Raw genomic sequence first — 12,570 nt, 5'->3', positions numbered from 1 at the left:
GGGGAGTCGCCTGTCGCAGACGGCTCCCCATTGGGCTTATCGGGTGCGGCTGCGCCGCACGGGTCGCACCTTTCGCGCATTTCAGGACAAACACTTACTGGGTATAGAGTTTCACCAGACGATAGAGGAACGCGCGCCCATCCATCAGCGATTTGACGCGAATGCGCTCGTTCAGGCCGTGGACGCCCTGCCCGTCCGGATCGGCGAACATGCCCGACACACCATAGGTCGGAATGCCCGCCGCATTGGTGAAGCGCCCGTCGGTCGCCCCGGTCGCCAGACGCGGGATCACCGGCACGCCCGGCCACATCTCCTTGGTCAGCGCAGTGATCGGCCCCATGATCTGGGGCGTCAGCTCCGGCGCGGAGGATTTGGGCTGGGGCGGATCGGCCAGCGTCACCTTGACCTTGCTATCGCCGGCCACCTCCTGAAGCCGGGCCAGGATCGATTCGACGCTTTCGCCCGGAATGATCCGGCAATTGACGTTGGCGGTTACCGATTGCGGCTGGGCATTGGGGGCATGCCCGCCGGAGATCAGCGTCGGGATGCAGGTGGTACGCAGCGTCGCGTTCCAGCTTCCGCTTTCGGCCGACACGGCAGCATAGTCCGCATCGGTCGCCTTGCCCGCGCCGATCGCCGCCATCGCGGCCGACACCTTGCCCGGATAGAGTGGGGCCGACGCTCCGAAATAGGCCTTGGCCGCCGGGGTCAGATCGACCGGGAAATCATAATCATTCACCCGTGCCAGCGCCGCCGCCATCCAGCCGATCGCATTGAAGCGCGGCGTCTGGCGCGAACTGTGCCCGCCCGGCGCGGTCGCGGCGAAGGTGAAGTCCTGATAGACTTTCTCCCCCGCCTGCACGCCCTGACTGACCGGCTTGCCCGCTTCGTCCAGCGAACCACCGCCGCCTTCATTGAGCGCCCAACCCGCTTTCAGCGCATCGGGATGGTTCTTGAGCAGATATTCGACACCGTTCAGCGCCTTTTCCGTTTCCTCGCCACAGGTCAGCGCCAGCTTGATCGTGCGCTTGGGCTTATAGCCCTCCGTCTTGTAGCGGACCATCTGGTCGGTGAAGGCCGCCGCCATCGCCTTGTCATCGGAGGTGCCGCGCCCGTAGAAATAGCCGCCTTCCTCGATCAGGGTGAAGGGATCACGCTCCCAGTCGGCGCGCTTGGCCGCGACCACGTCGATATGGGCGAGCAGCAGGATCGCAGGCAGCTTCGCGTCGCTGCCGCGCAGGATGGCAGAGAGGTTGCCTTCCTTCGGGTGTGCCGGATCGACGATGATCGACACGTCGCTGTCGGCATAGCCCGCCGCCTTGAGGCGCGCGCCCATCCGTTCGGCCGCGACCGTGCAACTGCCGTCCGGCCAACTCGAATCGGTTTCGACCAGTTCCTTGTAGAGAGCGCGGAAGGCGGGCTCATCGCCCCGCGCCTGCCCATCCGGCGTGGCGGCATGGGCGCTGGTGGAGACGAGCAGCGCCGCCAGAAAGGCAGCGGCGGGACGGCGGAATGACATGAAAAAGCCCCCTCGATTCAATGAGGGGGCGACATTGGCCAAAGCGCAGGAGGAGGGCAAGCCATCACCCGTCATTGCGAGCGCAGCGAAGCAATCCACTGGTGCGCAGATGGATTGCTTCGCTGCGCTCGCAATGACGATGGAGGGGTTACAGCGGCAGCAGCGCCGCCACGATCTGCCGTTCCTCGGCGCGCAGCACGCCCCAGGCGCGGGCCGCCGCGCGGCTGTCCATCGCCTCAACGCCGATGCCCAGCGCCTCGACCGCGCGGACGAAGGGGCGCGGCGGCTGGCGCAGCCCTGCGCCGGTGCCCAGCAACAGGAATTCGGGACGCGGATCAGTGTCGAACAGGTCGCCCAGCGCGTCCAGCGTCAGCGCCTCGACCCCCGCCGGCGCATTCGCCCAGGCCAGCGCCCGCACCGGGCTGAGCAGCAGGCCATCGGGGAACACATCGTCGCGCACGCGAAAGCCGCGCCCCTGGAAGCCGGTGACGATCGGCCCCTGACCGCTGTCATCGCGGCGCAGCTTTATGCCGGCGTCGGTCAGGGTCGCGCCCCATCGTCGCGCGGCCCGACGCGCTCGGCCGTACCGGTATAGCCGCTCTTCTTGGTGCTCTTCTTCTCCGCCGTCTGCGGGCTGAGGCCCAGCGAGATCAGCAGCGAGGAGGACACATAGACCGACGAATAGGTGCCGACGATGATGCCCAGCATCATGGCGGCGGTGAAGCCGCGCAGCACATGGCCGCCCAGCAGCAGCAGCGCACCCAGCGCCAGCAGAATGGTGACGGAGGTCATCACCGTGCGCGGCAGGGTTTCGTTGACGGACAGGTCGATCAGCGCCTTCATGTCCATCTTGCGATATTTGCGCATATTTTCGCGGATACGATCGTCGATCACCATCTTGTCGTTGATGGAGTAGCCCACGATCGTCAGCACGGCGGCGATGATGTTGAGGTCGAATTCGAGCTGGGTGATCGCAAAGAAGCCCAGCGTCATCAGCACGTCATGCACGATCGCGACGAAGGTCGACACACCGAACTGCCATTCGTAGCGGAACCAGCTGAAGATCGCGATGCCCACGATCGCCAGCACCACCGCCAGCACGCCATTCTGGATCAGTTCGCCCGACACCTTGCCCGACACCGTGTCGTAACGGGAGAATGTGACGCCGGGGAATTCCGTGGTCATCGCCTTGCGGGTCTTTTCCACGACAGCATTCGCGGCGCCGGCACCGCCCTGTTCGGGCAGCGGCAGGCGAATCTGCACCGTATCCGCGTCACCGAACTGCTGGAGCGAGCTTTCGCCCACGCCCAGCCGGTCGATGGTGGCACGGACCTTGTCGGTTTCCACCGCCTGCGGGAATTTCGCCTCGATCATCAGGCCGCCGACAAAGTCGACGCCCAGATTGAGGCCCTTGTGGAAGGTCGCGCCGACCGCCAGCACCGTCAGCAGCGCGGTCAGGGCGAAGGCCCACTTCCGTATGGCGACGAAGCCGATGTTGGTATTGTCGGGGACAAGCTTGAGCAGTTTCATTTTTTCTCTCTCGCCCCGTCAGATGTTGATTTCGGTCGGGCGCTTGGTGCGGACCCAATGGGCCGCCAGAACGCGCGTGAAGGTTACGGCGGTGAACACGCTGGTCGCGATACCGATCAGCAGCACGATCGCGAAGCCCTTGACCGGGCCGGAGCCCAGCGCGAGCATGATGCCGCCGGCAATGGCGTGGGTCACGTTCGCCTCGAAAATAGTGCGGCTGGCTTCCTTATAGCCGAATTCGATCGCCTGCACCACGCCGCGCCCGCGCCGCCGCTCTTCGCGGATGCGCTCATAGATCAGCACGTTGGCGTCGACCGCCGTACCGATGGTCAGCACGAAACCGGCGATGCCGGGGAGCGTCAGTGTCGCGCCCAGGATTCCCATCACGCCCAGGATCACCAACACGTTGATGGCGACCGCGATGTTCGCATAGACGCCGAAACGGCCATAGCTGAAGAACATGAAGGCGGCGACCGCGACCACCGCGACGATTGATGCGATCAGGCCCGCGCGGATCGAGTCGGCGCCAAGGCCCGGCCCGACCGTGCGTTCTTCCACCACGGCAAAGTTCACGGGCAGCTTGCCCGATCGCAGGGCGATGGCGAGCTGGTTGGCGCTTTCGACGGTAAAGCTGCCGGCGATCTGCGCGCTGCCGCCCAGAATCGGTTCGTTGATGTTCGGCGCCGACAGCACCTTGCCATCCAGAATGATGGCGAAGGGGCGATTGACATTCTGCGACGTCACCTGGCCGAACTTGCGCCCGCCCGACCCGTTGAAGCGGATATTGACGATCGCTTCGTTGCTCTGGCCATAGCCCTGCGTGGCGTCGCTCAGGTCTTCACCCGACACCATCACCTGCCGCTTTACGGCGATATAAGGGACGCCGGCCGGGTTGGTCGGATAGGGCAGGACTTCGCTGCCCACCGGGGCGCGGCCCTGCGCCACTTCGGACGGGTTGGCATTGACGTCGACCAGCTTGAATTCAAGTTTCGCGGTCTGGCCCAGCAGCGCCTTCAGCGCCTTGGGATCCTGCAGACCCGGCACCTGCACGACGATACGATTGTCGCCCTGCTGCTGGATGGTCGGTTCGCGCGTGCCCATTTCGTCGATACGGCGGCGGATGACTTCGGTCGAAACCTCCATCGCGCTCTTGATCGCATTCTTGATGCCCGCGTCGGTCGGCGTGATCGTGATGGTGGAGCTGTTCACCACCTCGACATTGAAGTCGCGCTGGCCGGTCAGCCCCGCACCCTGCGTCAGCGGCCGGATGCGCTCGACGGCGGCATCGACCTGACTGGGTTCGCGGACCATGAAGCTGAGCTTGCCGTCGCGACTGCTGATGTCGCCGATCGCGATCTTGGGCTCGCCCCGGCGCAGTTCCGTGCGGACCTGCTCCTCCATATTGGCGAGCCGCTGCTTGGCGACATCCTGCGTCGACGCTTCGAGCAGCAGATGGCTGCCGCCCGCAAGGTCGAGGCCCAGATTGACGCGCGTCTGCATGACGCGGGGCAGCTTTGCCACGGTCGCTTCGGGCAGGAAGGTCGGTATGGCGCACAGGGCGCCAAGGACCAGCGGCAGGAGGATCGCGGCGACCGCCCAGCGCGAAAAGTTCAGCATCGGTGCGCTCAGTCGTTCGCAGGCTTGGCGGCGGTCGGGTCGATCACTTCGGTCAGGGTCGACTTGACCGCCTTGACCTTCATGTTCGGGGCCAACTCGATATCGGCATAAATCTCGTCGACGCGCACGACCTTGCCGACCAGACCGCCACCGGTGACGACCTGATCGCCCTTCTTCACGGCGTCGATCTTGGCCTTATGCTCCTTCATCTTCTTTTGCTGCGGACGGATCAGCAGGAAATAGAAGACGACGAAGATCAGGACCAGCGGCGCCATCTGCATCACGATGCCGGCGCCGGACGCTTGCCCGCCAGCGGTCTGGGCAAGGGCTGGGGTAATGAACATGGGAGGGACTGCCTTATTTTCTGTCGGTCGCGGGACACCCGAAAGCACCCACGCATCAAGGGCGCGCGGCTAACACAGATAAGGGCGCAGAGGCAATATGATTAGGAATTCTGGCCGGTCGTCAAAAGAGTGACGATTGAACGCTTGCGCTTTCCGGTTTGCCCTTCTAAAGGGCGCCCTCCGGTCGGGACGTAGCGCAGCCTGGTAGCGCATCACACTGGGGGTGTGGGGGTCGGAGGTTCGAATCCTCTCGTCCCGACCAAAATAATTCAGCCAGTCTGGCGATATATCGGGCAACGAAAGCTGCCCGTTTTGGCATGTGCGGCGCATAAGCAGACCGTAAGTTGCCCCACTTAATCGCCACTGCTCAACCTGTGCCCCACGTCGCCTAGGTGCGGGGTGCTGCTAGCGTCAGGCGAGCAGAACGCTAGCAAGCAGTTCCAGTTCGAACTACGGTGTAGAATGCTCTGTCGTTTGACACCCCTTCTCCTATTCCTTCTAGCCGGATGCGTAACCACGCGAGGCCGGGAGGAAGATCACGAACTACAATATGCTTGCGGTGATTTGGTCGTCGTTGGTCGAATAGCCACGACGAGTATTGGTGAACACGCCGGTGCAGACCCTCAAGACCCACTTCCCGGCTGGCTAAGCGAGTTTGACCTTCAAGTTCACATCAAGCGTGTCGTCCGAGGCATTGAGCGCAGGCCTATCGTTCCAGCCAGTAGCATCACACACGGGCAGATAAGGGGTGACAGAGATTTTCTTGTGGTCCTGAGTCCGGATCAAGGAAATGGATTCAGTTTGAACACCGCAACACTGATGAACAATCGACCAAAGCTGCACGAACCCTGTGTGCCGCACTGACGGTTGCGCTCCCGCCACGCTACCAGCCATGCGGGATCGCCATCAGCCTGTATTTGCGCAGTTCTATGTCCAGTTAACTTCCCATGCACGGAAGGCAGCGACAACCGCCACCATATCCCGCCGATCCAACTCTCGCCCTCAATGCCAGACGGCACCTCGCACTCACCCCAAGCGTCTAACCAGCCGAAAGGGGGCGCGAACGGCAATGATGTCGACTTCTCCGCTTCCTCGATCCGCTTAACACGATGCCGCAGAGACATAGATGGAGACACCTCCCCCTCCCCTTACCAATTGTCAATCATTGGCCCGCATAGCGGAAGGATCACGGTGGGGACCGGATATGACTCAGAATCTGTTCGACTTTTTTATGCATCTGGCCGCGATGGCGGCGATCCTGACGGGCTTTGTGACGGTCCGTCGGCGCAGGCGGCGGCAGCGTAACTAGGCGCTCTGCCGCGCGATTATCCGGCGGACCGCCCCATGGGCGCGGGCGATCGCGTGTCGGCCCGCCTTTCGCACTGTCCTACAGATAACCATATGGGATAAATGATCCGCTTCCTTTAACCACAGGAGGCGAATCATGGATGTTGACGACCTGATCGAGGGCGTGATCGCGCGCGAAGGTGGCTTCAGCGATCATCCGTCCGATCGCGGCGGCCAGACCAATATGGGCATCACTGCGGCCGTGGCGCGCGCCAACGGCTATTTCGGCGATATGCGGGCGCTGCCGCGCAGTCTGGCGGAGACGATCTATCGCCGGCTTTACTGGGAACAGCCGGGCTATCATTTCGTCGCGACAATCAACTGGATCATTGCCGCCGAGTTGTTCGACACGGCGGTCAATATGGGCGTCGGCACCGCGACCGGCTTTCTCCAGCGCGCGCTCAATGCGCTCAACCGCAACCAGAAGGATTATCCGGACCTGAAGGTCGATCGCGTCATCGGCGCGCGCACGATCGCCGCGCTGCGCGCCTATCAGGCGCTGCGCGGTTCATCCGGCGGATTCGTGCTGTTGCAAGCGCTTCAGGCGTTGCAGGGCGAACGCTATATCGAACTGGCCGAAAACCGTCCCGCCAACGAAGCCTTCCTTTATGGCTGGCTCGCGAACCGGATCGGCTAGGATGGAGCCTATCCCCAACAGCGGCGCTCCCGCCTCCCTGGACGACAGCATTGATCCATGGATCGCGCGCGCCCGGCCCGCCTTCCTCTATGTCATGTATGCCCTGCTGCTCTGGTCCGTGCCGATGGGCCTGATCGCGGGCGTCCAGCCACAGGTTGCGGCGGCGATCATCACCGGCATGCGCGCCTATCTCAACGCCCTGCCCGAACCGCTCTATGCGCTCTTCGGCACCGGCTATCTGGGCTACACCGCCGCCCGCGCATGGGGCAAGGCGAAGGGGGTGGAGCGCTGATCCTGCGGGCGGGGCGCCTGTCGTCCCGCCCGGATTGCCTGTCAGAATCGCCGATGCGCGGCCGCATCCACCGTGTCGCACGTGCCGTGAAAAGCATAATCAGCGGTGCCGATGATGCTGATCTGTCCGCTCACCCGGTTGACCAGGATGCGCGGCTTGTTGAGGCCGTTCAGCCGATATTCGCCGCTGATCCGGTCGGGCTGCATCGAGACATTATAGACGTCCCACCAGCCATCGTCTGTGCCGCGCGAATGGATCGGCGGGACGAGCTTCCTGGGCAGCTTGATCCGCCCGCCGCCTGCCCAGAATTGCAGCATGACCGATGCATCGAACTGCTGCGCCGTCATGTCGATGCGATTGCCATAGACATAGCGTTTGCGATCATGATCCCAGGTCCAGCCATAGCTGTTGGCGACGCCCGGCCGCTGCCCGTCGCCAAAGCAGACGAGGCCAAGGTCCACCGCTTGCCCATCCACCATCACCGGTTCGCGATCCGGCGCCGCATAGCTGGGCGCTTCGCGCGCCGCCTGTGGTCGGGCATAGCCGATATCGGGATGATAGCCCGATCCGCGCGCATCGCCTTGCTGCGCCCGTTCGCCGCAATCGGGCGCGGGAGTAGCGGTGATCGCCTGATAGCGACCGTCATAAGTGGCGACGCTCAGGCATTGATGCCGCTGCGGATGCCACCAATAGCTCCATTTGCGATCGTCGCCCGCCTCCACCCGTACGAAGCGATAGCCGCGCGCCTGCAACTGGGTTTCGCCGCCCGCCCCCTTCGCACCGACCAGATCGGCGACATCCGACGGCTCCTGCGCCATGGCGGCTACGGCAAAGCACAGGGGTAAGGCGAGAGAGACTCCGACCGACAAACGCATATCCGACTCCGGGACAAGAGGGCATGACCCGCCGATTATGGCATCAAAGCGCGACCGGCGCATGACGACAGTCGCTGCGTCTCTTATCCCTCCGCCGGGAAATGCGCCTTCATGAAGTCCAGCACCAGCCGCACGCGCGGGGGCAGGCGTCGGTGGGACGGGTGGACCGCGAAAATGTCGAGCGGGGCGATGGCGCTGTCGGGCAGGACCGGCGCCAGTCGCCCCGCAGCCATATCCCCCGCCACGCGAATCGCGGGCAACAGCGCGATGCCAAGGCCGCTGCGCGCCGCGCGATGCACGGCTTCGCTATTGTCCGACCGGAAGACGCCCGTCACCACCCGTTCGCGCCCGTCGATCGTCCAGCGCGCGCGCCGGTCACCATAGGCATAGGCGATGCACTGGTGATCGGCCAGATCGTCGACCCGCGCGGGCACGCCATGGCGCGCCAGATAGTCGGGATGCGCCACCAGCCGCCGGGCCAGCGCGCCCAGATGATGCACAACCAGACTTTCGTCGCCAATCGGCCCGACCCGCAGCGCCAGGTCCAGCCTCTCTTCCACCACATCCCGCTGCCAGTCGGTCATGGCACATTCGATCTGAAGGCCGGGATGCCGCGCCGTCAGTTCGCCCAGCCGCTCGACATAATGCAGCCCCAGCGCAGTCGTCAGCCCGACCCGCACCAGTCCGCGCGGCTGATCGCGCGCCGGGCCGAAATCCGCCTCCGCACTGTCGAGCGCGTCCAGCATCATGCGCGCATGCACCAGCAGCCGGTCAGCCTCCGCCGTGGGCACCAGCCGCCGCGTGGTGCGGTGGAACAGCGGCACGCCGAAATGCGCCTCTACCTGATCCAGCCGCCGGGCGACCGTGGTATGGCTGGCGTGCATCTCCTGCGCGACGCGGGAGAAACTGGGCAGTTCATGCAGTCGGACGAATGTCCGTAGGGCGACCAACAGATCAGACATATGAACGTAATCCGCACAATCTTTGTGCGGTGAATCCTTATTGTCTTCCTGCCGGAAAAGCCAGAACGGAACATCTGAAAGCGGCCCGATTGACCGCAGGAGGTAGAGGATGATGACCAATCGTATCGCCCATGCGGGGCTGGCGTCGAAAAGCCGTTCCGCGCAGGATGCCGCCGCGCTGATCCATGACGGCATGACCGTGGGCATGAGCGGCTTTACCGGGTCGGGCTATCCCAAGGCAGTGCCGCTGGCACTGGCCGACCGCATGACCGCCGCGCATCAGGCAGGCGATCGGTTCCGCGTGAAGATCTGGACCGGCGCATCGACCGGCCCGGAACTGGACGGCGCACTGGCCAAGGCCGATGGCGTCGAATTCCGCCTGCCCTACAACAGCGATCCCATCGCCCGCGAGCGCATCAATCGCGGCGAAATGCATTATTTCGACATGCATTTGAGCCAGGTCGCGCCGATGGCGTGGCAGGGCTTCCTGGGTGATCTGGACGTTGCCGTGGTCGAAGTGACCGGCATTACCCCGGATGGCGACCTGATCCCCTCCGCGTCGGTCGGCAACAACAAGACCTGGATCGATCGCGCCAAGGGCGTGATCCTGGAGGTCAATCGCTGGCAGAACCCCGCGCTGGAGGGGATGCACGACATTTATTACGGCACCGCCCTGCCGCCGCACCGCATCCCCATCCCGCTGGTCCGCGCCGACCAGCGCATCGGCCAGCCGACCTTCCGCTGCGATCCCGACAAGGTGATCGCGGTGGTGGAAACCGACGCGCCCGATCGCAACGCCCCCTTCTCCCCGCCGGACGCCGCCGCCCATGCGATTGCGGGCCATCTGCTCGATTTCCTGGGCCATGAAGTGCGGCAGGGCCGCCTGCCCGCCTCGCTGCTGCCGCTCCAATCGGGCGTGGGCAATATCGCCAATGCCGTGCTCAGCGGCCTGATCGACGCGCCGTTCGACAATATGGTCGCCTATACCGAGGTGATTCAGGACGGCATGCTCGACCTGCTGGAATCGGGCAAGCTGCGCATGGCGAGCGCCACCGCCTTCTCGCTTTCGCCGGAAGCCGCGGCGCGGCTCAACAGCGACATGCATCGTTTCCGCGACAAGATGCTGCTGCGCCCGCAGGAGATCAGCAACCATCCCGAACTGATCCGGCGGCTGGGTTGCATCGCGATGAACGGCCTCATTGAGGCGGACATTTATGGCAATGTCAATTCGACCCATCTGATGGGATCGCGCATTCAGAATGGCATCGGCGGATCGGGCGACTTTGCGCGCAACGCCTATCTGTCGGTGTTCATGACGCCCTCCACGGCCAAGGGCGGCGCGATTTCCGCGATCGTGCCGCATTGCAGCCATGTCGATCATATCAATCAGGACGTGCAGGTGATCGTGACCGAACAGGGGCTGGCCGACCTGCGCGGCTTGGCCCCGCGCCAGCGCGCGGAACTGATCATCGCAAGGTGCGCCCATCCCGATTTCCGGCCGATGCTGGCGGACTATTATGCGCGGGCGCAGAAGGGCAGCTTCGGCCTGCAATCGCCGATGCTGCCGGGCGAAGCGCTCGCCTGGCACCAGCGCTATATCGAGACAGGCACGATGCGGGGGTAGGAGACAGGGCTGGTGGCCCCTCCGCCAGCCCATCCCGCATCATGCCCGGCGGGCCTGCGAGCGCACACGCAGGCCCGCCTTTTCGCGTGGAAGCGGCCTTATGCTTCCGCTTTGTCTATCCTCTCCACGATCACCGGGGCGACCGGCACCGGATCGACGGCGCTCTTGACCAGCGTGTCGAGGCTGGAGCCATCGAGGCCCAGTTCCTTCATCAGCCCGTCGATCACCGGGGCCTGCGCGCGGTAGCGCAGGGCGGCGGAGACGGCGGCGCTGGCGAGATTCTGCTCGCCGCCGGTGCCGAGGATCGCGCCGTCGCCACCGCCATGACCGCCGGTGATGCCATCGACCTGCACGATCTTGATCGAGTCGATGGATTCCATCGGCTTGGCGGCCTCGCGGATCAGGTCGGGCAGGACTTTCAGCAGCGCCAGCTTGGTCTGGAGCGACATCTGGTCGGACGACAGCAGGTTCGCGGCCTCGTTGACGGCGCGCTGGCCTGCGGCTTCCACTTCGAAGCGGACCCGATCGGCATCCGCGCGCAGCTTGGCGGCTTCGGCTTCACCCTCGGCCGCGACGCGCAACGCTTCGGCGCGGTCGGCGGCGACCTGCTTTTCGGCTTCCGCCTCGACGCGAATCGAAATCGCGGCGCGCTCGGCCTCGCGGGAGGCGTCGATCAGCTCGATCCGCTTGGCGCGCTCGGCGATTTCGGTGGCGCGGCTGGTCTGCACCTGCTCCTCGGCGGCGACCGCCTTGGCACGGGCCTCGTCGGCCTGCGCCTTGGCCTGACTTTCCTCGCGGCTCTTATTCTGCACCGCGATCTGCTGTTCCTGCCGGGCGAGTTCGAGCGACTGGGCCTGCTGGATCTTGGCCTGCTGCACGGCGCGGTCAGCCTCGATCTGCTGGCTGTCGACCAGCTTCTTCGCCTCAATCCGCGCCTGATCCGCCTCCTGCTGGCGCAGCGACTGTTCGCGGGCGACTTCGGCCGATTGCACGGCGCGGCGCATCTCCACTTCGCGCTGCTGCTCCAGCCGGGCAAATTCGGTGTCGCGCGCGATCAGCATCGACTGGCGCTCGGCCTCCAGATTCTTCGTCTCGATCTGAACGCGGGTATCCTGTTCGATGTCGTTGCGGGTCTTCTTGCGCAGTTCGATCTGCTCGGTCAGCTTGGTCAGGCCCTCGGCATCGAAAGCGTTGTTGGCGTTGAAATGTTCGATCGACGTCTGGTCGAGACCGGTGAGCGAGACGCTTTCCAGTTCCAGACCGTTCATAGCGAGGTCGACCGACGACACCTGCTGCACCTTCTGCACGAAATCGCCGCGCTGTTCGTGCAGCTGGTTCATGGTCATGCCGGCCGCGACCGATCGCAGCGCGTCGACGAACTTGCCCTCGACCAGCTCCTTCAGCGCTTCCGGGTTCATGGTGCGCATGCCCAGCGTCTGCGCGGCGGTGGCGATCGACTGGGCATCGGGGCGGACGCGGACGTAAAATTCGGCCTTCACGTCGATGCGCAATCGATCGAGCGTGATCAGCGCGTCGCTATTCTTGCGCTCCACCGCCAGGCGCACGGTGTTCATGTTGACCGGCATCGTTTCATGGAAGATCGGCAGCACCAGCGCACCGCCGTTCATCACGACCTTCTCCCCGCCAAAGCCGGTGCGGACAAAGCCGATTTCCTTCGATGCCCGTTTGTAGAGGCGGGCTATGATGATGCCGATGACGAGCAGGGCGATAACGCCAACACCCGGCAGGACGACATAGGGAAGGATGGAAAAGCTTTGCTGGACGGCAGGCAGGTTCATGTCTGTCTCCTGGACTTTGTGGGG

The 12,570-nt window shown here is 64.4% G+C and carries 11 protein-coding genes and 1 tRNA gene; 4 read left to right on the top strand and 8 right to left on the bottom strand.

The window, feature by feature from the left end:
• Window positions 1-94 precede the first annotated feature (94 nt).
• From BMY84_RS01140 to yajC, 5 genes are all read right to left on the bottom strand, one after another.
• Complete coding sequence (locus BMY84_RS01140; protein ID WP_093079605.1) at window positions 95-1,519, bottom strand: M20/M25/M40 family metallo-hydrolase; 1,425 nt, start codon at window positions 1,517-1,519, stop codon at window positions 95-97.
• A gap of 148 nt (window positions 1,520-1,667) precedes the next feature.
• Complete coding sequence (locus tag BMY84_RS01135) at window positions 1,668-2,012, bottom strand: Mth938-like domain-containing protein (RefSeq protein WP_093079602.1); 345 nt, start codon at window positions 2,010-2,012, stop codon at window positions 1,668-1,670.
• Between the two features lie 47 nt (window positions 2,013-2,059).
• Window positions 2,060-3,049, bottom strand: coding sequence for a protein translocase subunit SecF (gene secF / locus BMY84_RS01130; protein WP_093079599.1), 990 nt, complete (start codon window positions 3,047-3,049; stop codon window positions 2,060-2,062).
• A gap of 18 nt (window positions 3,050-3,067) precedes the next feature.
• Entirely contained in the window at window positions 3,068-4,666 is a 1,599-nt protein-coding gene (gene secD / locus BMY84_RS01125; RefSeq protein ID WP_093079597.1) for a protein translocase subunit SecD, read from the bottom strand.
• Between the two features lie 8 nt (window positions 4,667-4,674).
• Entirely contained in the window at window positions 4,675-5,010 is a 336-nt protein-coding gene (gene yajC, locus BMY84_RS01120; protein WP_093079594.1) for a preprotein translocase subunit YajC, read from the bottom strand.
• A 185-nt stretch (window positions 5,011-5,195) separates the two neighbouring features.
• On the opposite strand from yajC, the gene BMY84_RS01115 reads away from it, so the two are divergent.
• The 3 genes from BMY84_RS01115 (at window position 5,196) to BMY84_RS01105 (ending at window position 7,286) form a co-directional block, all read left to right on the top strand.
• Window positions 5,196-5,272 (top strand) — tRNA-Pro (locus BMY84_RS01115).
• Window positions 5,273-6,454: 1,182 nt separating this feature from the next.
• Window positions 6,455-6,994, top strand: a complete 540-nt coding sequence (locus tag BMY84_RS01110; RefSeq protein ID WP_093079592.1) for a glycoside hydrolase family 108 protein — start codon at window positions 6,455-6,457, stop codon at window positions 6,992-6,994.
• A 1-nt stretch (window position 6,995) separates the two neighbouring features.
• A complete protein-coding gene (locus BMY84_RS01105; protein ID WP_093079589.1) occupies window positions 6,996-7,286 on the top strand; it encodes a 3TM-type holin in 291 nt (96 codons plus the stop codon).
• A gap of 41 nt (window positions 7,287-7,327) precedes the next feature.
• On the opposite strand, the gene BMY84_RS01100 is transcribed toward BMY84_RS01105, so the two are convergent.
• A complete protein-coding gene (locus BMY84_RS01100) occupies window positions 7,328-8,161 on the bottom strand; it encodes a hypothetical protein (protein ID WP_093079587.1) in 834 nt (277 codons plus the stop codon).
• An 83-nt stretch (window positions 8,162-8,244) separates the two neighbouring features.
• Window positions 8,245-9,123, bottom strand: a complete 879-nt coding sequence (locus tag BMY84_RS01095; RefSeq protein WP_093079584.1) for a LysR family transcriptional regulator — start codon at window positions 9,121-9,123, stop codon at window positions 8,245-8,247.
• Between the two features lie 109 nt (window positions 9,124-9,232).
• On the opposite strand from BMY84_RS01095, the gene BMY84_RS01090 reads away from it, so the two are divergent.
• Window positions 9,233-10,747, top strand: a complete 1,515-nt coding sequence (locus tag BMY84_RS01090; RefSeq protein WP_177203859.1) for an acetyl-CoA hydrolase/transferase family protein — start codon at window positions 9,233-9,235, stop codon at window positions 10,745-10,747.
• Between the two features lie 98 nt (window positions 10,748-10,845).
• Here the strand turns inward: BMY84_RS01090 and BMY84_RS01085 are convergent, their stop codons facing one another.
• Window positions 10,846-12,546 (bottom strand): flotillin domain-containing protein, encoded by a 1,701-nt coding sequence (locus BMY84_RS01085; RefSeq protein WP_093079582.1) that lies wholly within the window; start codon window positions 12,544-12,546, stop codon window positions 10,846-10,848.
• Between the last annotated feature and the right edge of the window lie 24 nt (window positions 12,547-12,570).

The sequence above is a fragment of the Sphingobium sp. AP50 genome (assembly GCF_900109095.1).
In the GTDB taxonomy this organism is placed as follows: Bacteria; Pseudomonadota; Alphaproteobacteria; order Sphingomonadales; family Sphingomonadaceae; genus Sphingobium.
Note: the sequence above shows the minus strand (reverse complement) of the source record. Positions and strands in the feature narration are given on the sequence as shown.